This is a genomic window from Sphingopyxis sp. GW247-27LB (assembly GCF_002277025.1).
Lineage (GTDB): Bacteria > Pseudomonadota > Alphaproteobacteria > Sphingomonadales > Sphingomonadaceae > Sphingopyxis.
The window spans coordinates 114,413-134,940 of sequence record NZ_NIWD01000003.1 but is presented as its reverse complement, the minus strand read 5'-3'; the positions used below and the strand labels follow the sequence as shown (position 1 = coordinate 134,940).

At 60.6% G+C, this 20,528-nt stretch carries 19 protein-coding genes and 4 pseudogenes; 13 read left to right on the top strand and 10 right to left on the bottom strand.

Going from position 1 to position 20,528, the window contains the following annotated elements; translation table 11 throughout:
* Window positions 1–167 precede the first annotated feature (167 nt).
* Window positions 168–578, bottom strand: a complete 411-nt coding sequence (locus CD928_RS04385; RefSeq protein WP_054588691.1) for a hotdog fold thioesterase — start codon at window positions 576–578, stop codon at window positions 168–170.
* Window positions 575–1,453: an alpha/beta fold hydrolase gene (locus CD928_RS04380; RefSeq protein ID WP_039575377.1), complete on the bottom strand. Its 879-nt coding sequence runs from the start codon at window positions 1,451–1,453 to the stop codon at window positions 575–577. The genes CD928_RS04385 and CD928_RS04380 overlap by 4 nt, the downstream gene beginning before the upstream one ends.
* A gap of 68 nt (window positions 1,454–1,521) precedes the next feature.
* On the opposite strand from CD928_RS04380, the gene CD928_RS04375 reads away from it, so the two are divergent.
* Window positions 1,522–2,022 (top strand): MarR family winged helix-turn-helix transcriptional regulator, encoded by a 501-nt coding sequence (locus CD928_RS04375; protein ID WP_223181259.1) that lies wholly within the window; start codon window positions 1,522–1,524, stop codon window positions 2,020–2,022.
* 490 nt (window positions 2,023–2,512) lie between these two features.
* Window positions 2,513–3,495, top strand: a pseudogene (locus CD928_RS04370) (helix-turn-helix domain-containing protein); the annotation flags it as partial.
* A gap of 197 nt (window positions 3,496–3,692) precedes the next feature.
* Here the strand turns inward: CD928_RS04370 and CD928_RS04365 are convergent.
* Window positions 3,693–4,019, bottom strand: a complete 327-nt coding sequence (locus CD928_RS04365; protein ID WP_039580993.1) for a 2Fe-2S iron-sulfur cluster-binding protein — start codon at window positions 4,017–4,019, stop codon at window positions 3,693–3,695.
* A gap of 29 nt (window positions 4,020–4,048) precedes the next feature.
* A complete protein-coding gene (locus CD928_RS04360; RefSeq protein ID WP_039575372.1) occupies window positions 4,049–5,311 on the bottom strand; it encodes a cytochrome P450 in 1,263 nt (420 codons plus the stop codon).
* 190 nt (window positions 5,312–5,501) lie between these two features.
* Between CD928_RS04360 and CD928_RS04355 the strand changes: the two genes are divergently transcribed.
* Genes CD928_RS04355 through CD928_RS04315 form a run of 9 tightly spaced genes read left to right on the top strand, consistent with a single transcriptional unit; the run spans window position 5,502 to window position 15,719 of the window.
* The gene (locus CD928_RS04355; protein WP_039575369.1) at window positions 5,502–6,242 is read left to right on the top strand and encodes a FadR/GntR family transcriptional regulator; all 741 of its coding nucleotides are present in this window, start codon (window positions 5,502–5,504) and stop codon (window positions 6,240–6,242) included.
* Window positions 6,243–6,286: 44 nt separating this feature from the next.
* Window positions 6,287–7,429: a nitronate monooxygenase family protein gene (locus CD928_RS04350; RefSeq protein WP_054588690.1), complete on the top strand. Its 1,143-nt coding sequence runs from the start codon at window positions 6,287–6,289 to the stop codon at window positions 7,427–7,429.
* A 24-nt stretch (window positions 7,430–7,453) separates the two neighbouring features.
* Window positions 7,454–8,644, top strand: coding sequence for a transporter (locus CD928_RS04345; RefSeq protein WP_054588689.1), 1,191 nt, complete (start codon window positions 7,454–7,456; stop codon window positions 8,642–8,644).
* On the top strand, window positions 8,641–9,102 hold the full coding sequence (locus CD928_RS04340; RefSeq protein WP_054588688.1) for a Zn-ribbon domain-containing OB-fold protein: 462 nt from the start codon (window positions 8,641–8,643) through the stop codon (window positions 9,100–9,102). Before CD928_RS04345 ends, CD928_RS04340 begins: the two co-directional genes overlap by 4 nt.
* 7 nt (window positions 9,103–9,109) lie before the next feature.
* Window positions 9,110–10,330, top strand: coding sequence for an acyl-CoA dehydrogenase family protein (locus tag CD928_RS04335; RefSeq protein ID WP_054588687.1), 1,221 nt, complete (start codon window positions 9,110–9,112; stop codon window positions 10,328–10,330).
* Window positions 10,330–11,421 carry an acyl-CoA dehydrogenase family protein gene (locus tag CD928_RS04330; protein WP_054588686.1) on the top strand — a complete coding sequence of 364 codons (1,092 nt, stop codon included), beginning with the start codon at window positions 10,330–10,332 and terminating at the stop codon, window positions 11,419–11,421. The genes CD928_RS04335 and CD928_RS04330 overlap by 1 nt, the downstream gene beginning before the upstream one ends.
* 58 nt (window positions 11,422–11,479) lie before the next feature.
* Window positions 11,480–13,093, top strand: coding sequence for an acyl-CoA synthetase (locus tag CD928_RS04325; RefSeq protein ID WP_054588685.1), 1,614 nt, complete (start codon window positions 11,480–11,482; stop codon window positions 13,091–13,093).
* Complete coding sequence (locus tag CD928_RS04320; protein WP_054588684.1) at window positions 13,090–14,724, top strand: NAD(P)/FAD-dependent oxidoreductase; 1,635 nt, start codon at window positions 13,090–13,092, stop codon at window positions 14,722–14,724. Before CD928_RS04325 ends, CD928_RS04320 begins: the two co-directional genes overlap by 4 nt.
* Window positions 14,724–15,719 carry an alpha/beta fold hydrolase gene (locus CD928_RS04315; protein ID WP_039575348.1) on the top strand — a complete coding sequence of 332 codons (996 nt, stop codon included), beginning with the start codon at window positions 14,724–14,726 and terminating at the stop codon, window positions 15,717–15,719. Before CD928_RS04320 ends, CD928_RS04315 begins: the two co-directional genes overlap by 1 nt.
* 189 nt (window positions 15,720–15,908) lie before the next feature.
* Here the strand turns inward: CD928_RS04315 and CD928_RS04310 are convergent, their stop codons facing one another.
* The 5 genes and pseudogenes from CD928_RS04310 to CD928_RS22920 all read right to left on the bottom strand — a co-directional run bounded on the left by CD928_RS04310 (window position 15,909) and on the right by CD928_RS22920 (window position 18,268).
* Window positions 15,909–16,718, bottom strand: a complete 810-nt coding sequence (locus tag CD928_RS04310) for an IS66 family transposase (RefSeq protein ID WP_255247034.1) — start codon at window positions 16,716–16,718, stop codon at window positions 15,909–15,911.
* Between the two features lie 24 nt (window positions 16,719–16,742).
* Entirely contained in the window at window positions 16,743–16,949 is a 207-nt protein-coding gene (locus CD928_RS23705) for an IS66 family transposase zinc-finger binding domain-containing protein (RefSeq protein ID WP_255247033.1), read from the bottom strand.
* Window positions 16,950–17,004: 55 nt separating this feature from the next.
* Window positions 17,005–17,166 (bottom strand): annotated as a pseudogene (locus tag CD928_RS04305) (transposase); the annotation flags it as partial.
* Window positions 17,164–17,424 (bottom strand): annotated as a pseudogene (locus CD928_RS23700) (ISL3 family transposase); the annotation flags it as partial. The pseudogenes CD928_RS04305 and CD928_RS23700, both read right to left, overlap by 3 nt.
* A gap of 625 nt (window positions 17,425–18,049) precedes the next feature.
* Window positions 18,050–18,268 (bottom strand): hypothetical protein, encoded by a 219-nt coding sequence (locus tag CD928_RS22920; protein WP_141237084.1) that lies wholly within the window; start codon window positions 18,266–18,268, stop codon window positions 18,050–18,052.
* A 215-nt stretch (window positions 18,269–18,483) separates the two neighbouring features.
* Between CD928_RS22920 and CD928_RS04300 the strand changes: the two genes are divergently transcribed.
* Entirely contained in the window at window positions 18,484–19,689 is a 1,206-nt protein-coding gene (locus CD928_RS04300) for an integrase arm-type DNA-binding domain-containing protein (protein WP_095385517.1), read from the top strand.
* A 125-nt stretch (window positions 19,690–19,814) separates the two neighbouring features.
* Here the strand turns inward: CD928_RS04300 and CD928_RS04295 are convergent, their stop codons facing one another.
* Window positions 19,815–20,414 (bottom strand): VCBS repeat-containing protein, encoded by a 600-nt coding sequence (locus CD928_RS04295; protein ID WP_176473445.1) that lies wholly within the window; start codon window positions 20,412–20,414, stop codon window positions 19,815–19,817.
* Between CD928_RS04295 and CD928_RS04290 the strand changes: the two are divergent.
* Window positions 20,377–20,528 (top strand): annotated as a pseudogene (locus tag CD928_RS04290) (ATP-binding protein); the annotation flags it as partial. The gene CD928_RS04295 and the pseudogene CD928_RS04290 overlap by 38 nt on opposite strands.

Sequence of the window (20,528 nt, the reverse complement as noted above, 5' to 3'; positions counted from 1 at the left end):
GACCGGCAGGGAGCCGATTTGACTGAATGGCCGATGCGCGGCCGTCCGGTCGTGGGTTCGGCCTAGGGACACGTCGCCAAAAAGCGTGTCGCTGCCGCCACTGCCTCGGCTCCGAAAGCTGCTGGGCATGCATCTGGCCGCGCAGATTGGCTCGCCTCGGGCGGTTATCAGGCGACGTAGGCCCCTCTACCACTCGCCACCAAGGTTCCGTCTGCGGCTAGGATCCGGGTAGCCGCGACGCTTATCTGCCGCCCTAATTTCACCGGGCTGCCGATCGCGCGAAGCGGCCCCAGCTTGGCCGGTCGGTGAAAATCCACATGGAGGTCCGCCGTCGCCCGCGCAGCACCCCCCATCGCGATGATCGTATAGAGGCCGGTCAGATCGATCAAAGCCGATACGATGCCACCATGCGCCGCGCCGACCGTCGGATTTGAGATGATTTCGTCTCGCCAAGGCATGGAGATCACCAACTCGTTGGCGCCGACCTCAGCGATGCTGAGCCCGAGCCAGCGGTGAAAAGGGGCCAGCGCCAATAGGTCACGTAATTCCTCAAGCCCCGGGACGGCGGGGGCATTCATGATTTCATTTCCGCTTCATGGATGCCGAGCAAAAACTCTAGGATCGATTGCCCGAAAGCGTCGTTCTCGTCCCCCACCACCATATGAGTCGCATTCGCAATGTCGCTATACGCCATATGAGGGACAAGGCCCTGGAAATGCTTGACGGCTTCCAGCGAGACGAGATCGCTTGACCCGCCGCGGATCAGATGCACCGGCAAGGTCAAGCAGGCAGCGGCCGCGCTGAGCTCGGTGCGGCCATGGTCGCTGGAAACGCCGCCGCCCTGCTGCGTCACTCTTTCGATGAAGGCGGGGTCCCAGTGCCAATAGAAGCGTTCATCGTCCTTGCGGCGCAGATAGTGTGCTAGCCCGGCCGAAGCCTTCCGGCTGGGGCGATGGGGCAGATAGTCGGCAATGACCTGTGCGGCCTCTTCCACCGACGCAAAACCATCGCGCGCATGCGCCGCCATGAAACCGACCACGCGGGCGACGCCGCTCGGTTCCATCTGAGGTGTGACGTCGACCAGCGTCAGCGATCCGAAACTTCCCGGTGCGCATTTTCCCTCGGCGATGATCCCGGCCAGGCCACCAAGAGACGCGCCAATCAGCGCCGGTTTGCTCGCCGTCGCCGCAGCGATCTCGACGAGATCGGCCGCAAAATCGGAGATATCATAGGCTCCGTCGCTGGCCCATGCACTCTCGCCGTGCCCGCGCATATCGACTGCGATGGTCCGGAAACCATGGCTCGCGAGCCGGTGGGCTACCGCCCTCCATGCCCTTCGGGTCTGTCCGCCGCCGTGCGCGAGGATTACCGGTAATCCGAGTTCCGGGCCATCAACCGACGCTGCGATTTCATGGCCCGCTTTCCCGGCAAGCGTGATCGACTGATCAATCATTCCACGATCATACTATATCATATCTTACAGTAAAGGGTTTTCAGAATATGATGTTGGCTCTACAGTCCATGACGATGGTTGAACCTCGCAATACAAGCGGCATCTCTCCCGCGAAAAGTCTTCTGACGGCCTCAGACGAGTTTGTCTTTCTCATCGAGGAAGTGCCCCGCAAACTGCGTCGGAAGTTTGATGCCTCAACGGCGCGCTTCGGATTGACGCGAACCCAGTGGCGCGCGCTCGTCTATATCTATCGGACCCCGGGCATGACCCAAACCGACCTCTCCAAATGCCTCGAACTGGAGCGTGCCAGCGTTGGCCATGTTGTCGACCAGCTGGAAAGAATGGTGCTCGCGGAACGGCGCGCTGCCAAGGGCGACCGGCGCGTCTGGGAACTTCATCTTTTGCCCCGAGCGATCGAAATCCTGCCTCAGCTGCGCGCCGAAGCCGACATGATCTACGCGCGACTGCTCCATATGATTTCCCCAACTGAGATACGCGCGATGCGCTCATTGCTGACGAAAATGTCCGGCAATCTCGAAAGCGGATCGGAAGACATGCCTCCTCGATAGGAGCCGTGGAAGATTTGAAATGGCCGACGCCATTCATCGTCAGCAAGCCGATATCCCCAACTGGCACCGCTCGCGTCTGAGGCGGCGCGCCGCGGCCGTTCTGCCCCCGCTGCATCAGGTTGCCAGCACTGACGGCTAACTAATTGCGAATATCGCGGCACGGAGCCCTACCTGCCTCCCGCCGTGTTGCAGAATAGTCCGATCGAGCCGGCAATCGTTCGGCGGTGAGCGCCCTCCCGCGAGGCGGGCCGCTCTTGGCTTCGCGTGCCAGCGCCAATTGACCGACGAGCTATTTCGTGCAACGAGTTGTCTACCAAGAAACGAACCTCTGCGTGGAGACCGACATGGCTCAACCCGAGCGCTTCATGTGAGGGCGGATTGCCGGTGCTGTCCGCCGTCAGCACCAATGGCACAGATTTGAGGTTGTGATTTAAGGAGGATTTGGGCTTCGTCGTAGTGACTAAGGAACGAGGATGAAGCCCAATCCTCCTTGAAAAAATCGGCGCCGAAGGCCCCTGCTGAGCGGCTGGTGAAGGACATACGGCGTGCGACGCGCCGGCACTTCTCTGCAGAGGACAAAATCAGGATCGTGCTGGAAGGCCTGCGCGGCGAGGACAGCATCGCCGAGCTGTGCTGCAAGGATGTCATCGCCCAGAGCTTGTATTACACGTGGTCGAAGGAGTTCATGGAGGCGGGCAAGCGGCGCTTGGCGGGCGACACCGCCCGTGCCGCGACCACCGGCGAGGTGCACGACCTGCGCCGCGAAGCCCGTGCCCTTAAGGAATGCGTGGCCAATCTGACGCTGGAAAACCGGTTGCTCAAAAAAAGCATGATCGCGGATAGGGCCGACGACGAATGAGGTAACCCGCATCCGAGAAGCTGGAGATCATTCGGATCGTCGAGCAGTCGCACCTGCCGGCCAAGCGCACGCTGGAGCAGTTGGGCATCCCGCGCCGGACCTTCTAACGCTGGTACGACCGCTACCTCGAGCGCGGGCCGGAGGCGCTGGAGGATCGGCCATCGGCCCCGAGGCGGGTGTGGAACCGCATCTGCGATGATATCCAGCAGCAGATCATCGACATGGCGTTGGATACAACCGACCTGTCACCCCGCGAGCTCGCGGTGCGCTTCACCGACGAGAAGCGCTACTTCGTGTCGGAAGCCACGGTTTACCGTATGTTGAAAGCCCATGACCTGATCGCCAGTCCGGCCTTCATCGTGATCAAGGCCGCCGACGGGTTCCACACCAAGACGACGCGGTCGAACGAGATGTGGCAGACCGACTTCACCTACTTCAAGATCATCGGCTGGGGCTTGGTGTACCTGTCGACCGTGCTCGACGACTTCTCCCGTTATGTCATCCTTTGGAAGCTGTGTACCACCATGCGGGCCGGGGATGTCACCGACACGCTGGAGCTGTCCCTCGAAGCTTCCGGATGCGCGTCGGCCAGGATGATCCACAAGCCGAAGCTGCCAATGGGCCCGGCCAGCATATTGCCCGCGCCCCTTAATTCGTCAGGGAAATGGGCGGCGAGGAATTGCCGCATTTCGGTGCGAAATGCGTCTTCGCTCGTCTAGACATCAGGTTCTAGCTGAGTTGGCACTGAAACCTCCGTTCAAAACTGAATTTGCGACGCCGCACGCGCACGACAGGGCTGCGCTCTGTCTGGTCAGTATTGCTGCTCGGGAACGTGCAAAATCAAACCTTCCACTCCTTCCACCATGGGTATCTGGCAGGCGAGGCGACTGTATTCGTTGGCACCTTCGGCAAATTGCAGAAGCTCTGCCTCCGCTGCCCCTTCGACCAGGCGACCAACCCTGTCGATCCAGGCCGGATCGACATGGACATGGCAGGTCGCACAGGCGCAGACACCGCCGCAATCGCCGTCGATGCCCGGTACATCATTGAAGAGCGCCGCCTCGCGTGCGGTTTCGCCCTCGGCAATTTCGACTTCCCGCCGCGTTCCATCGCTGGATACGAACGTCACTTTGACCATCATACACTCCGTATTTCTGCTTCAGCAAATCAGCGCGCGTGCAGCCGCACCGGCAGATTGGTGATCCCGCGCACAAGGTTTGAGAAAAGGCGCTCGGGCTCGCCGGTCACTTCGACCTTGGCGAACCGCTTGTGAATTTCTTCCCAGATGATCCGCAACTGCAGTTCTGCCAGCCTGTTACCCATGCATCGATGGATGCCATAACCGAATGACAGGTGATGGCGCGGATTCTTGCGGTCGATGATGAACCGGTCAGCCCGGTCGATGACCGTTTCGTCGCGGTTGCCCGACAGGTACCACATCACGACCTTGTCGCCCTTCTTGATCTGCTTGCCGCCAATCTCCCAGTCCTGCAGCGCAGTGCGGCGCATGTGAGTCAGCGGCGTCTGCCAGCGGATGATTTCCGGCACCATGCTGGCGATCAACGAAGGGTCGTCATTCAGTTTGCGATATTCATCGGGGTTCTGATTGAGCGCCAGCACACCGCCGCTTATCGAATTGCGCGTGGTGTCGTTGCCGCCCACGATCAGCAGCAGCAGGTTACCCAGAAATTCGAGGAAGGGCATATCCCGTGTCGCCGGGGAATGCGCCATTATGGAAATCAGATCGTTCTTCGGTTCTTCGTTGATGCGCTGCTCCCACAGTCCTTTGAAATACATCGCGCACTCGATGAGTTCTTCACGCCTCGCTTCGTACGATTCGACGATGCCGGTTTCAGGGGCGGCCGTTGTGACGTCGGACCAGCGCGTGAGCTTGCGGCGTTCCTCCCACGGGAAATCGAATAGGGTAGCAAGGGTCATCGTGGTCAATTCAACTGAGACCTTGTCAACCCAATCAAATTCCTCGCCTATCGGCAGATCATCGAGAATCTGACACGCTCGTTCGCGGATTGTCGGTTCGAGCAACAGCAAGTTGGACGGCGCTACAGCGGGGGTGACGGCCTTGCGTTGCTGGTCGTGCTTTGGAGGATCCATAGCGATGAACATTTCAAGTTCGAGCGCGCCTTCCACCGAATGCATGTCCTGAATGGCGATACCGCCGAGCTTTGCCTCCGACGAAAAGACTTTGTGGTTGGTGTCGACAGCCATGATATCGTCGAACTTGGTGATCGACCAGTAAGGCCCAACATAGCTTTCGCGGCAATAGTGGACCGGCTCCTCTTTGCGCAGCCGGTCGAAATACAGGCCGATCGTGTCCTGCTGAAAAAGACTCGGCCGTGCGACATCAATTTCGTCGATCGGAATGGCTGCAACTTTTCCGGCAGTATCCAGCTCCATCGTGTCGATGCTCATGTCTCGTCCTCCATCCCAGGCAAGCAGACTCACCTTGCTATCAAACAGGTAGATGTTTCGCAGGGTGTGGTCAATAAAGCTTATAAGGATTGTTGCGACATTTGACCGCACTGCAAACTTCATAGACTGATGCTGGACATGCCATCCGATAAACTCTTATAAGGTTTTATCAGAGGAGCGATTCCCAGTGATGCAACCGAAGGTCGATGATTCGAGGAAGGCCAAGCGTGCGCTCACGCTTGCGCAGGACATCGTACGCGATATCGAAGCCGGGGCGCATGTTGCGGGCGACAGGTTGGCGCGCGAGGACGAAATGCTTGCGCGATACGATGTCGCCCGAGCGACCTTGCGCGAAGCGCTTCGCTTCCTTGAACTCCAAGGCGTTATCCATCTTCAACTAGGTCGCGGTGGCGGGCCGGTGGTCGCTCGCCCGCAGACTGGCGATTTCGCAAACAGCCTCTCGCTGATCCTGCATTTCATGGAGGCGGACTTGAGGGGCTTGCTCGAATTGCGCGAAGCGATTGCGGCGGATGTTGCAGCCTATGCCGCCCAGCGCGCGACCACGGGTGATCTGAGCGCACTTGCCGATTGCCTCAAAGAGCTGGAGCGAAACGAAGCGAGCAGCCAGTTCGAGGAACTGAATCGCCGTTTTCACGATATGCTCGGCTGGGCCAGCGGCAATCCGCTTTTCGGCCTTCTGACTTCCGCGTTGCATATGCTTACCCGCGAATTCTCGCTCTCGCTGGGGTATTCGGCGCAAGAGCGTGCGGTCCAGTTGCGTTTCTTGCGCCGCGTCCTTGAAGCTGTGCGCAAGGGCGATGCCGAAGGAGCGCGGCAGGCTATGGCGCGTCTCGTGGCGGGCTCCGCCTCCTATCTCGCACAGAGAAGCCCTGAGCTTGTGTCCCAGAAGGTCAGGTGGGGACAGACGTAAAAAACGGGCGCCGGTGGGTGGCGCTGGATGGAGAGGGTATTACGATGGCACTCAAGAGCCGCATATGCGAAATTCTCGGGATCGAATACCCGATCCTTCTGGCCGGAATGGGCGGGGCGAGTGTCCCCGCGCTCGCGGCCGCAGTATCGAATGCCGGGGGACTTGGCGTTCTTGGCGCTGCGGCCTGCTCGCCAGACCAGTTGCGCAGCTGGATCCGCCAGACCCGCGAACTGACCGATAAGCCATTTGGGGTCGACACCCTTCTGCCTGCCTCCGTCAGGCGCGGTTCGGCACCGCAGAGCGGCGCCTCGCTCGAAAACCCGATGGCACTGCTTGGCGAATATCAGCAGTTCACCCGCGATTTCATGGAACGCGAGGATCTGCCCGAAGTGGATGCCGCAATGGCCATGCGCGCGGCTGGCGCGCCGGAAATGGGCAAGGGCGGTCCGCAGCTGTTCACGCGGGAGTTTTTCGAGGCGCAGATGGAAGTGGTAATCGAGGAAAAGGTGCCAGTCTATGCCGCCGGCCTCGGCAATCCCGGACCGTGGATGGACCGCCTTCATTCCAATGGCACCAGGGTCATGGCGGTGATCGGCAAGGTCAAGCACGCCCAGCAGGTGGTCGATTCCGGCATCGACATGATTGTGGCGCAGGGCCACGATGGCGGCGGGCACAACTCCCCGATCGGAACCTTCTCGCTGATTCCGCAGGTAGTCGACGCGGTGGGCGATCGGGTTCCCGTGATCGGAGCAGGTGGAATCTCCGATGGCCGCGGAGTCGCCGCAGCGATGATGCTGGGCGCTCTGGGCGCGTGGGTCGGAACGGCGTTCCTGGCAACCGAAGAGGCAGGGATTGAACGGTTCCAAAAGGAAGCAATAACCGACGGCGGCGATGCAGATACCGTCGTTAGCCGTTCGTTGACCGGCAAGCCTGCGCGCATGATCCGCAACAAATGGGCCGATGCTTGGGTTGCGGCGGGCAAGGAGCCGCTTCCGATGCCTTACCAGTCGATGATTTCAGGGCCGGTCATGGCTTCGGGCATAAAGGCTCAGCGCAAGGATATCATGCCCGGCTTCGCGGGGCAGGGAATTGGATTGATCCATTCGATCCGTCCAGCGGCAGAGGTCATGCGCGATCTTGTCGAAGGGGCCGAAAGGGCGCTGGCCGATGCCAGATTCTATTCCTGAATTGCGGCAAGACGGGTACGCTGTATGAACGCTTCGCAGACCTTATCCTTTGCCGACAAGGCCGCCATAACCGGTGTGGGCGAAACCGCATTCGTCAAGGGCACCGAACGGACCGCGGTGGACATGATGCTGGAAGCCTCGCGCCGCGCAATCTCAGATGCCGGGCTGAAACCTTGCGACATCGACGGCATGGTGCCGCCGCCGATCTATACGACCTCGGAGGAAATGGCCGCCAATCTCGGCATTGATGTGCTGCGCTATGCGGCCACCGTTCACATGGGCGGCGCCAGCCCGACGACGGCGCTGCAGAACGCGGCAATGGCGATCGCCAGCGGGCTTTGCGATCACGTGCTGGTGACGCTCGGTTGGAACGGCTATTCCGCCCTCAGGCCCAAGCCGGGTGCCCCGCCCACTCGGGCGATGAACATGAACACGCTGACCAATACCATCCAGGGCTATTACATCCCCTATGGTGTGTTCCTGCCGGTGCAGATGTATGCTTGGCTGGCGACCCGTCACTCGAAGCTTTACGGCGTGGGCGCGGATGCGATGGCAGCGGTAGCGCTAGCCTGCCGGCGTCACGCGCAGTTGAATCCGCGCGCCTTTACCTATGGGCGCGAACTCGACGCGGAAACCTATCATTCGGCGCGCTGGATATCCGAGCCCTTCCGCCTTTACGATTGCTGCCTTGAAACCGATGGCGCCTGCGCGGTAGTCATATCGCGAATGGATCGGGCCAGGGATATGCCGCATGTGCCCGTCAGCATCGCCGGTGCCGCGGAAGGCCACCCCTATCCCGCCGACGACATCCCCTCGCGGCCCGATCCCTTCAAGATTGGCCTCAGCTATGCTGCCCCGCGCGCTTTCGACATGGCGGGCGTCAAGCGCGAGGACATGGATTTCCTGCAGATTTACGACTGCTTTACCTATGTCGTTCTGCTGCAACTGGAAGCGATGGGCTATTGCGAACCGGGTGCACAGTTCGAATTCGTCGCCAATGGCCAGATTGAGCTGGGTGGCCGCTATCCGATCAACACCCATGGCGGCTTGCTCAGTGAGGCGCATGTCTGGGGACTCAACCACGTGGTCGAGGCAGTGCGCCAGCTTCGTCACGACTGCGGCGAGCGCCAGGTGCTGGGAGCCCAAACTGGTCTTGTGACCGGCTGGGGTGACCTTGGCGATGGAAGCATTGCCATTCTCAGGAGGTTTGCATGAGCAGCGAGAGCGATCTGCCTCCCAAAATGCGGCCCTCCGCGCAGGTTGCGCCGCCCAAACCGCGACCTCGCCCGCAAGACCCGGTTGAGCAGGAATTCTGGAAGCGGTGCCAAGACGGCAATCTCTATTTCCAGCGCTGCGGCGGCTGCGGCTGCTTCCGCCACCTACCGCGCTATATGTGCGCAAAGTGCGGCTCGCCGGAATTCTCCTGGGAACGCAGCAGTGGCAAGGGCACGCTGTTTTCCTGGACCGTTACCCACCAGGCCCTCCACCCGGCTTTTGCCGACGAAATTCCCTTCGTGGCGGCGGTGGTGGAATTGGAAGAGGGCGTACGCATGGCCACGCGCCTGATTGGTTGCGATCACGAGCGCCTAGCGCTCGACCTTCCGGTGGAAGTGGAATTCGAATTGATCGGTGAGGACTTCCGCCTTCCTGTTTTCCGCCTGCGTGAAAGTTAGAAGCGTCATGGATCTTGATTACGGGCCCGAATACGATGTCTTCCGCAAGCAAGTGCGGGCTTTCATCGAAGCGCACCGCCATCTCGCGCCGCCTTCTGCTGACCGGGCGGCCCGACCTTCGTCCAAGGCAGTCGAATGGCAGAAGCTGTTGATCGAGCATGGGTATACCGCGCGAACGATCCCGCAGGAGTATGGAGGCTATGGAGCGGAGCCGGACATTCTCCAATCGCGCATCATCGCAGAGGAATTTGCGCGGGCCAGGGTGCCGGGCGGGCTTTCTAATCAGGGAATCTCGATGTTCGTGCCGACCCTGCTTGAACTCGGCACCGAGGAACAGAAACGGCGCTGGATCGAACCCACGTTGAAAGGCGATATCGTATGGTGCCAGGGCTATTCCGAACCCGGTGCCGGGTCGGACCTAGCCAACCTCAAGACCAGCGCGCACATCGAAAACGGCGAATTTGTTATCAATGGCCAGAAGATCTGGACCAGCACCGCCAAGCAGGCCGACATGATCTTTTGCCTGGTCAGGACCGAACCTGACGCACCCAAACATGGCGGCATTTCCTACCTGATCTTTTCGATGGACACGCAGGGCATCGAGGTTCGCCCCTTGAAGACGATGACCGGTCACGCCGAGTTCAACGAGACGTTCTTCACCGATGTGCGCGTCCCCATGCACCAGATCGTCGGCCAGCGGGGCCAGGGCTGGTTCGTCGCGAACGCAACCCTAGGCCATGAGCGCGGAATGCTGGGCGATCCCGACGCGCTCGAAAACCGGCTGCAGGCGCTGATCGCACTGATGCAGGAAGAGCGTTTGGGCCAGGGTCGCGCGATCGACAATCCGGTACTGCGCGACCGGCTAGTGGCACTTCAGGCCGAAGTAGCGGCGATGAAATACAATGGGATGCGCATCCTTTCGAACAGCCTTAGGGGAGAGCCGGGCGGCATGGCGAAGCTGATCGTCAAGTTGCAAAGCTGTGAACTCGCTCACCAGATATCCGCGCTGGCAATCGACGCCATGGGCGAACTGGGCATACTCTATCACCACAGCCCGCGTGAGCGGGACGGCGGGGCGTGGCAATGGAACTATATGTTCCAACTCGGTCTCATCATCGGCGGCGGGACCGCTCAGATCCAGAAGAACATCATCGCCGAACGCGGCCTTGAAATGCCACGTGAGCCGAACCCCGCGGACATGGCGCGACAGAAGCAGGGAGCAGACTGATGGACTTTGGACTTTCGCAGGACCAGCAGATGTTGCGCGACGCCGTTTCGCGGTGCCTCGCCGATACCAGCCCGCTCAGTCACGTCCGCGAATGTGCGGAGCGGGACAATCCGTTGAGCGACCAGGTGTTGCGCGCCCTCCACGATCTGGGCGTTGCCGGAATGCTCGTCCCCGAAGAGCATGGCGGGCTCGGCATGACCTTGCTCGACGCGGCGGTGGTGGCGGAACAGCTTGGCTATGCGGTCGCACCGGTGCCGTTTCTCGCCAGTCAGGTTCTCGCACCGATCGCCTTGCGCGAAGCTGGCAACGAGGAGCAAAAGGCCCACTGGCTGCCAAAGATAGCGAGCGGCGAGGCGCGTGTCGGTGTCGCGATTTCCGAGACGATCGAGGTGCGCGACGGCGCGGGAGTTTCCTCTGCCGGCGGGAAGCTCAACGGCACCGCCCTGTTCGCGCTCGATTTCGAAGGAGCTGATGCCTACGTCGTCGCCGATTCCGGTGGCAGGCTGCACCTTGTCGGTGCCAAGGCGTCCGGGCTGGAAGCTATCGCGTTGACGACCATCGATCGCACCCGTAGCGTCGGGGAATTGCGGTTTGACGGGGACGAAGCGGAACCACTGGCTGACGATGGCGGAGCTACAGTGGCCCGGCTGCGCGATGCGGGCCGCGTGATCCTCGCCGCAGACAGCCTTGGCGCAGGTCAGGCCATGATCGAAAGGGCTGTCGATTATGCTGGTCAGCGCGAACAGTTCGGCCGCCTGATCGGTAGTTTCCAGGCCGTAAAGCATATGTGCGCCGAGATGGCCGCGCGGCATGAACCGTGCCGTTCGCTCGTCTGGTACGCCGCCCACGCCTTCGACGCGGTGCCGAATGAGGCATCACTGCTTGCCTGCCATGCCAAATCGCACACGGCCGAGGTCTATCGATTTGTCGCACGCACTTCCACCGAAGTGCACGGCGGAATGGGATTCACCGACCTGCTTGGCCTGCATTACTGGTTCAAACGGATCGGATTCGACCGGCAGGTTCTGGGTGGGCCAGAAGCGGTCCGGGCGGAGGCTGCGGCACTTCAGGGCTGGACCAAAGCTGCGTGATGTTTCTTCCAAGGGAAGTGCGCCAAAGCCGCCACCCCGTTCGGAGAGGGGAACTAATGTGATCGACTGGAATCTCGGCGACATTCTCGACGCTATCGAGCCCGTCATGCCAAAGGATGCGCCGGCCCTGATACACGGCGACCGGATCATCACCTGGCCCGAAATGTCGGGACGTTCGAACAATGTTGCCCGCGCGCTCCGGCAGCGCGGAGCCGGCAATGGGGCCAAGGTTGCCTTTTATATGCGCAACCGACCCGAATATGGCGAGTTGATGGCAGCCTGCTTCAAGGGGCGCCTGATCCATGTGAACATCAATTACCGCTATGTCGCCGAGGAGGTCTTCTATATCTTCGACGATTCCGATAGCGAAGTGATCGTCTACAGCTCGGAATTCCGCGACTGTATCGTCGAGCTCAAGGATCGGCTCGAGAAGGTTCACACCTTTGTGGAAATTGGCGAGGCTTCGCAAATCGCGCCTTTTGCGATCCCTTACGAAACACTCGCGCAAGAAGGCGACGGATCGGCGCTCGGCATAGTGCGCTCTCCCGAAGATCAGCTCTTCATCTATACCGGCGGCACGACGGGCATGCCCAAGGGCGTGATGTGGCATCACGACCAAATGCGCAAAGCACAGCTCGAGGCCCAGAAGCTGCTCGCCCCCGTTCCTCAGACACTCGAAGAACACGTCGCGTTGATCACAAGTCAAGGGCCCGGCAACCGCACCCTGCCATCCTGCCCGATGATGCACGGGACCGGCTTCATCACCGCGATCGGCACACTTATGTCGGGCGGCGCCATCGTTACACTCGCAGACTCGTCCTTCGATGCGACGGAGTTGTGGGAAACAGTTGATAAGCATAAGGTGCAAAGCATCGCAATTGTGGGCGATGCCTTTGCCAAGCCAATGCTGCAGGCGCTGGACCGGAATCCCGGCCGCTGGGATACCAGCAGCCTCGTCACCATCGTTTCATCCGGCGTGATGTGGAGCAAGGAAGTCAAGGCTGGGCTGTGCAAGCATATCCCCCAGGTGGTGCTGATGGACAGCTTCGGCGCTTCCGAAGGGCTCGGCTTCGGCCGCTCCATCACAACCGCGCAAGGGGGCACCAACACCGCGAAATTTGCGATTGGCGAATTCTGTCATGTCTTTGATGAAAACGACCAGAAAGTGACGCCGGGAAGCGGCGTACCGGGATTTATCGCCCTCATGGGTGCGATCCCAGCGGGTTATTACAAGGATCCCGAGAAATCCGCCAAGACCTTCCGCACAATCGATGGGGTCCGCTATTCGATTCCGGGCGACTGGTGCACGGTCGAGGCCGATGGCAGCCTGACCTTGCTGGGCCGTGGCAGCGTTTGCATCAACACTGCTGGCGAGAAAGTTTACCCCGAGGAAGTCGAGGAGATTCTCAAGACCCATCCCGCGATTGGTGACGCGCTGGTCGTGGACGTGCCAAACGAAAAATGGGGTCAGGCCGTCACCGCCGTCGTCCACCTCAGCGGCGACGTTGCGTTCGACGAGCAAGCCGTCAAGGATCATGTGCGGGGGCAGTTGGCAGGCTACAAAACACCGAAGGCCATATATCCAACGAAGATCCCCCTGCGCGCATCGAACGGCAAGGCCGACTATGCAACGGCGAAGGCAATTGCCGAGAGCCTGACTGCCGCTTCATGACGAATCAGACTTCGCCCGATTATGACGCTGTGATCATCGGTGCTGGCTTCAGCGGGATCTACTTGCTCCACAAGTTGCGGGACGCCGGGTTCAACGTGCTGCTGGTCGATGCTGCGACCGATCCGGGCGGCATCTGGCACTGGAATTGCTATCCCGGCGCACGCGTGGATTCGCAGATTCCGCTCTATGAATTCTCGATCCCCGAAGTGTGGCGGACATGGACTTGGAGTGAGCGCTTTCCCGGCTGGGAAGAACTCAGGGCCTATTTCCGCCATGTCTGCGATACGCTGAACCTTTGGCCGCTGATGCGGATGGGATCGAGGGTCGAAAGCGCCGATTTTGATGCAGGGCGGGGACTATGGAATCTACAGCTTGAGGGCGGGCAATCCGTATCGACACGCTTCTTGCTCCCAGCCCTCGGTTTTGCGTCGAAGCCGTATATCCCCGACATTCCGGGCATTGAGGATTTCGAGGGCGAATGGTGCCACACGGCGCGCTGGTCGCAGGAGGGTATTGATCTCGATGGGCGCAAAGTTGCCCTGATCGGAACCGGAGCGAGCGGTGTGCAGGTCGCCCAAGAAGCAGCCAAGCGGGCTGAAGCGCTGATCCTGTTCCAAAGAACCCCGATCCTGGCCCTGCCGATGCGGCAGGAGCGGCTGACGCGGGAGGATCAGGAACGCGAAAAGCACAGCTATCCTGCCCTTTTCGAACAGCGCAGGCAGACGAGCGGAGGATTTGAAAGCCAGTCACTTGAAGTCTCGGCGCTCGAAGTCGACGAGATTGAGCGCAATGCCCACTTCGAAGATTTATGGCAGCGAGGCGGATTGAGGTTCTGGTACCACAACTTCGCCGACTTGCTTACCAATCGCGCAGCCAATCGCCACGCCTACGATTTCTGGCGCGACAAGGTTCGCGCGCGGATCGCCGATCCCGATCTGGCCGAGAAACTCGCCCCATCCGAACCGCCGCATCCGTTCGGCACGAAGCGACCTTCGCTGGAACAGGGATATTACGAGATTTTCGCGCAGGACAATGTTGCGCTGGTTGATCTGAAGGCAAACCCGATCACCCGTGTCGGGCCGCACGCAATCACAACCGCAGACGGCGAGGTCGAATGCGATCTCATCGTTTTCGCCACCGGCTTCGACGCGGGGCGGGGCGGGTTGATCGACATGAACATCACCGGCAGGGGCGGCCTGTTACTGTCGCAAGCTTGGGACAACGGGCTGCGCGCCTATCTGGGAATGGCGGTATCGGGTTTCCCCAACATGCTGTTCGCTTACGGACCCCTGAGCCCCTCGGGTTTTTCCAACGGCCCGACAAGCGCGGAAATGCAGGGCGACTGGATCTGCGATTTCATGGTCTGGCTGCGAAACAACGGTTACGATCTTTTCGACGCCGATCCGCAAGCAGAGGCGGACTGGACCGAAATGGTCGCTCAGGTTGGCGCTATGACGCTCTTTCCCGAAGCGGACTCCTGGTACATGGGCGCAAACATCCCGGGTAAGAAGCGCCAACTCATCAATTTTCCAAGCGTGTCGACCTATGCTGCGATTTGCGGCGATGTGGCACGCGATGCCTACCGCGGCTTTGCCGCCAGCACACCAGCGAACAAGGACAGCGCAACCTGATGAATGAGATGTTCAGAATAAGTGACTTTCCAGTGGACATTGATCCTGTTTGGGCTGGCGACGGCTCACATCTGCCCGAATGGTTCGTGTCGGCGCTCAAGGTGCCCCGCGAAGAAGGTTATGTGGAAATAGATGGGGCCAAGGCGCACTATTTCCGCTGGGGTGACCCCAGCAAGCCCAAGGTATTGATGACCCATGGCTTTCTGGCACATGCGCGCTGCTTTGCCTTCATTGCACCGTTTCTGGCAGAAGATTATGACGTGGTGGCGTTTGATCTGGCCGGCATGGGCGACAGCGACATGCGTGGTCGCGCCGACCTCTTGGCGAGAGGGGGCGAGTTTCGCGAGATTGCCGAGGCGCTGAATATGTTTGCGGATGGCCAAAAGCCGACAATCATCGCGCACAGCTTCGGGTCGGGCGCAGCCCTGACAGCCGTGACCCAGTGGCCCGAGGCCTTTGCCGGAGTGGTGGTTTGCGATCTCATGATCATGCGGCCCGCTCTCCTGGAAGAGTACTGGAACCTCAGGCGGTCAAGCCCTGGTTCCGGCGATCCGGACAAGCCCAGCAAGCGTTATCCTTGCTATGAAACGGCACGTAAGCGGTACATCCTTTCCCCGCCCCAGCCGGTCGGCGAGCCATTCCTTCTGGACTACATGGCCTATCATTCCCTGCGACAGGATGGAGACGAGTGGACGTGGAAGTTTTCAACCGAGGTCTTTCGGAGGAGCAACAAGCCCAACGAATGGCTCACCATGGGCGAGCGTCTGGTGCAGGCACCGGGCCGGAAGGCCATCGTGCACGGCGGTATGAGCCAACTCTTCACCCCGGAATCGGCCGAATACGTCCGCGAGCTGGGTGGAGGTGACATTCCGATCATCGCGGTGCCTGAAGCCCGTCACCATCTGATGCTCGATCAGCCTTTGGCCTTTGTAACCGCACTCCGCAGCATTCTTGCCCTTTGGGATACGCACACTGCACCGCCACTTGCAGCCTGATCCTGGTTGTCCTTCGCCCCGGGTTCCCGCAGGTGCGGTGCTTGCCAGACCTTGCCTGCCGGGAAAGGGAGCTGCCACTCAGCGTTCGCCGGCCATGCCGTTGCGGCGTTCAAGCCATCGTTCGCGCCGCACCAGATAGAACGGGAAGGCGAAACAGTGCCAAGCAGCGAAAGCATGTAACCGGTGTTTTCAGGCCACGGTGGACCATGGCATGAGTTGGGCGAGATTGTTGGCGGGATGACCGTTGGCAAGTTTCACGAGGGTCTGGGTCATCCACCCGTGCGGGTTGACGCCGCTGATCTTGCAGTTTTCGATGAGCGTGGCGATCACCGCCCAGTTGTCGCCGCCTTCGTCGGAACCGGCAAACAGGGCATCTTTGCGATTCAATGCGAGGGGGCGGATCGAGCGTTCGACGGTATTGGAGTCGAGCTCGATGCGGCCGTCGTCGATGAACCGGGACAGTCCATCCCAGCGGGTGAGCGCATAGCGGATCGCCTCGCCGAGCTTGCTCTTGGCGCTGACTTGGCGGCCAGGGGCGGCAAGATATTGATGAAGATCACCGACGATGACGCGGCTGCGTTCGGTCCGAGCGGCACAGCGTTGCTCGGCGGGTGAACCGCGCACCTCGTCCTCGACACCATAGAGCAAGGCAATGCGGCGCAGCACTTCGGTGGCGACCGGCGACGTGTCGGCCAGTTCGTAGAACTTGCGGCGGACGTGCGCCCAGCAGAAAGCGAGCCGGATCTGCTGGCGCCGCCGGGCGAGCGCGGCGTAGCCGCCATAGCCATCGACCTGCAGGATGCCCGCGAAATCACCAAGGTGCGTGTGAGGGCGTTTTGCCTTGCGATCTGGCGCATAGACATAGGCAACGATCGGCGGATCGCAGCCGCCCCATGGTCGATCATCGCGAGCATAGGCCCAGAGCTGTCCTGTCTTGGTCGGCCCGCGCCCGGATCGAGGACCGGGGCGGTTATCTCGTCGGCGAACAACCGCTCGGATCGTCGTAGCTCGTCGAGAATGTGGTCACGCAAGGGGCGCAGGCAGGTGATCGGCATACTTGGATACCAGCACCTGGGCGATCAGTGCCTCGGTGGGAGTACCGCCCTCGATGATCCGCGCTGGCGCCGGAGCCTGCACGATCGCGCTCTCGCACGAACGGCAGCCATAACGCGGCCGCCGGGTGACCAGGACGCGGAAGGTGGTCGGCACCACATCGAGGCGCTCGGCCACATCCTCGCCGATCTTCCGAATGTGCCGATGGCAGGATCACACCCTCGGCCTCAAGCTGTTTACGCAAATCCCGCCGCCAGGCGTATAGCTGCGAGGGATCCAGCCCATGCCGGCGCGCCACAGGACTGACGCCCTTGCGGCCCGAATAGCACTCCGCGACAATCGAGGCCTCCACCTCGGGCGGCCACTCCCGCCGCTTGCCCGCGCCGATGAACACCTCAAGGCGGCGCGCCAAGCTGGCCGCCGGACGCCCACCCAGCGCCAGCCTAAGGTGATGTACGATAGAATCCAGGCGGGCCGTACGCCGGGCAAATGTTGCAGTCACATCTGGAGGAAAGCGTTCAACGAAGATCCGCGTGGTGCAGCGGGATGTGGCGCAGCGAAAACGCCGGGCGACAAGAGTAATCCGAACCGGTCGGCCATGAGAGAGTAGATCGGCGAGTGTACAGTGATATCGACTGTGGACACGCGCAGATGGGCGGCAGCAGTTCGGGTAAATCGAAACTCGAAATCGGGATCGCCGGGTGATCCGTATCTGATCGGCGGCATACTCGACCTTGTCGATCACCAATCCTGTTGGCGCAATGGCTTCGCGAAAACCTCTCCCATGCATGGCGATCTCCTCCTTCGGGGAAAAACTCGCCACTATCAACGCACTTGCACCAAAAGTGAGTCAGAGCCCCATTCTGGCGCTAATCCACATCCTAACGCGAAGGGCTCGGGCGCTTTAGCGTACGAAAGCCTCTGATGGGGGAACCCGCGTGGGCTCTGGGATTGAGCTATGGGATTTGTTTTGGCCTGGTCGGAAGGGCACCGTACATAGTTGCAAGACGACCCGGGCGACAGCGCGAGGCGCGAACTCGACCGTTATGATCGACGCTCAAAGCCTCCATTTGTCGTCCTTTGGCGGATGTGCGGCAACTCTCTGAGGCGATCGGCGCAAGGCGGCCCGTTGGCCAGCGCCGGGCGCGCGCGGTCGTTCTTGGGAATGGGGGCAATTGCCGCACTGGCCGAACTCGAACGCGTGGTCTCGACCTTATTGGCCTCGTCAACAGGACTGGGCCGCAATAGCTAGCAAGTTGCCAGCTCGAATTCGACGCTCATAAAATGATTACTCGGTCGGCGATTTTTCTGCCGGCGAGCTTGAAAAGCTGCGACTGCGATCGCGAGCGAATTTGCAACCAAAAATCGGCTTCCGATATCGTCCAGCCCTTGCCAAATTTTGTGATGGTTTCTATGATGGTTTCAGCGGTATCTCGTTGTTGATTGCATCGGATTTCCGCCGCTTTGATGCCCAGTTCAGTTCCTCTTCTGGGCACCAGGGACCCCTCTCAAAGGGTCCCAAAAACCTTGAAAAATCGCTGGAAATCTGCCATTTTCTTCTCGGTGGTTGTCTCGCGACGTCCGAAGAGATTTTACATAATCTCGTCGAAACCGGGTCAGATTTTCGGGTCAAATTTCCCGCTCAAAAAATCTGACCCGATGCCGTCCGAATCTTCACGAGAAAACCGCCGCCCTTTGGAAGGAAATGGCAATGGCTCTCAGCGACGTGAAGATCAGGGCGCTCAAGGCGCGAGATAAGCTCTACAAGGTACCGGACGATCGCGGCCTCTATGTCGAGGTCAGTCCGAAGGGAGCGAAGCTGTGGCGCTTCCGCTACTTCTTTCACGGGAAGGACAAACGGATTGCGCTTGGCTCCTATCCCGCGGTCGGTCTCGCCGATGCGCGCAAGAAGCGCGATGATATCCAGCAGGCGATCGCTGAAGGCGTGGATCCGATCCTGGAGCGCAAGCGTGCGAAGCTCGCCGCCGCATTCGGTGCCGCGAACACATTTGGCGAGATCGCCGAAGAGTATATCGAGAAGATGGTGGCCGAGGGCCGGGCCGAGGCCACAACGGTGAAGGCCAACTGGCTTCTCGAACAACTGAAGCCGCTCGCTAAAATGCCGGTCGCCGACATCAAGCCGATCGAAGTGCTGGGCGCGCTCAAAAAGCTCAGTGCGCGCGGGAAGTATGAAACGGCGCGGCGCTGCCGATCCTTTGCAAGCCGCGTCTTTCGATATGCGGTCGCGACGGGGCGAGGGGAGATGGACCCGACGTCGGTTCTGCGCGGCGCGTTGATCGCTCCCCGGACGAAACATCATCCCGCGCTCGTCGAGCCCGAAGCCGTGGGGGAGTTGCTCCGGACGATCGACGCTTATTCCGGAAATGCGATTACCCGTCTTGCGTGCCAGATCTCGCCGCATGTCATGCTCCGGCCGGGCGAATTGCGCCAATCCTCATGGAGCGATATCGATCGCGACAAGGCGGTCTGGACCATTCCGGCCGAATGCATGAAGATGCGCCGGCCGCACGCGGTTCCGCTCTCGCGACAGGTGCTCCAGTATCTGGAAGAGCTTTATCCGCTGACGGGACCGGAGGGTTTCGTCTTTCCGGCCTTTCATACGTCGAAGCGGCCAATGAGCGAGAATACGGTCAATCAGGCCTTTCGCCGAATGGGCTATGCTGCCGGTGAAGTGACCGCTCATGGTCTTCGGACCACGGCTTCCTCGCTGCTCAACGAAAGCGGAAAATGGAGTCCCGACGCGATTGAGCGATCGCTCGCGCATGCAGATGCCAACGCCATCCGCGGGATCTACAATCGCGGACGTTATTGGGAGGAACGTGTGGCAATGCATCAATGGTGGAGCGATTATCTCGATGAATTGCGCGTCGCCCGATCCATCGTGCGCGCCGCCTAGATGTGCCAATGTGCCGATCATCGGCCATACGTCGCACATTGTGAAACCTGCCCCGGTGATCGCGCGCATCAGAATCGATCTAGGCGAGCGGATGCTGCCCAGAAACATTAGCTCCTGACCGAAGCCTATCGCTGGCGGACTATGAGCTCGGTCCCGGCGTAGCGCGCCGGATGGATAGGCTCGATCCGTTGGCTCTTGCTACCGGCTTTGTCCATGAAAGTGACTTCCAGGGTAATGGGCGACATCGAAGCGAGGCCAAAGTAAAGCGGTTGTGTTCCTTGCGAATTATATCCCTCGCCGGTCGAAACCTGCCGTGTCGCCAAGATACGGCCGGCCGTGTCGTAGAGCCGCACCTCTGCGCCCATGCGCGTGAACTGCCCCGTCCTGTCGAGGACGCGGACCGCAAGGCTTCGCCGGGCCGCGCTCCTTGCGAGGTCGTTTCGGAACAGGAAGTGGCCGCCGGTATCGGTATAGCCGCGGGTTAGCGACAGATCGAGCGCGCCATCGCGGTTATAGTCTATCCACTGCACGCCATGGTCGCCGGCGTTGAGCGCCGAGGCGGGAAGCAGGACGTTGATAAAGCTTTTGCCCCCGATATTGCGGTAGAGACGATTTGCGGGCCGCTGGCTACCCGACTTGCCGGTGTAGGCAGTGACAAACAGATCAAGCCACCCGTCGTTGTCATAGTTGGTGACACGCCTCGAAGAGGAGACCCGGATCGGCAAGGGCGGGACCCTGGCGGCGCAGCTGTCGCGGCTCGACCTGATCGTGCTCGACGAGCTCGGTTATCTGCCGTTCGCCCGCTCCGGAGGGCAGTTGCTGTTCCACCTCATCAGCAA

Excerpts from the sequence above, each read along its gene's own strand:
- CD928_RS04380 (WP_039575377.1), bottom strand. The coding sequence starts at position 1,453 with ATGATTGATCAGTCGATCACGCTTGCCGGGAAAGCGGGCCATGAAATC.
- CD928_RS04330 (WP_054588686.1), top strand. The coding sequence starts at position 10,330 with ATGGACTTTGGACTTTCGCAGGACCAGCAGATGTTGCGCGACGCCGTT.
- CD928_RS04385 (WP_054588691.1), bottom strand. The coding sequence starts at position 578 with ATGAATGCCCCCGCCGTCCCGGGGCTTGAGGAATTACGTGACCTATTG.
- CD928_RS04365 (WP_039580993.1), bottom strand. The coding sequence starts at position 4,019 with ATGGTCAAAGTGACGTTCGTATCCAGCGATGGAACGCGGCGGGAAGTC.
- CD928_RS04360 (WP_039575372.1), bottom strand. The coding sequence starts at position 5,311 with ATGAGCATCGACACGATGGAGCTGGATACTGCCGGAAAAGTTGCAGCC.
- CD928_RS04350 (WP_054588690.1), top strand. The coding sequence starts at position 6,287 with ATGGCACTCAAGAGCCGCATATGCGAAATTCTCGGGATCGAATACCCG.
- CD928_RS04315 (WP_039575348.1), top strand. The coding sequence starts at position 14,724 with ATGAATGAGATGTTCAGAATAAGTGACTTTCCAGTGGACATTGATCCT.
- CD928_RS04375 (WP_223181259.1), top strand. The coding sequence starts at position 1,522 with ATGACGATGGTTGAACCTCGCAATACAAGCGGCATCTCTCCCGCGAAA.
- CD928_RS04335 (WP_054588687.1), top strand. The coding sequence starts at position 9,110 with ATGGATCTTGATTACGGGCCCGAATACGATGTCTTCCGCAAGCAAGTG.
- CD928_RS04345 (WP_054588689.1), top strand. The coding sequence starts at position 7,454 with ATGAACGCTTCGCAGACCTTATCCTTTGCCGACAAGGCCGCCATAACC.
- CD928_RS04355 (WP_039575369.1), top strand. The coding sequence starts at position 5,502 with ATGCAACCGAAGGTCGATGATTCGAGGAAGGCCAAGCGTGCGCTCACG.
- CD928_RS04300 (WP_095385517.1), top strand. The coding sequence starts at position 18,484 with ATGGCTCTCAGCGACGTGAAGATCAGGGCGCTCAAGGCGCGAGATAAG.
- CD928_RS04320 (WP_054588684.1), top strand. The coding sequence starts at position 13,090 with ATGACGAATCAGACTTCGCCCGATTATGACGCTGTGATCATCGGTGCT.
- CD928_RS04340 (WP_054588688.1), top strand. The coding sequence starts at position 8,641 with ATGAGCAGCGAGAGCGATCTGCCTCCCAAAATGCGGCCCTCCGCGCAG.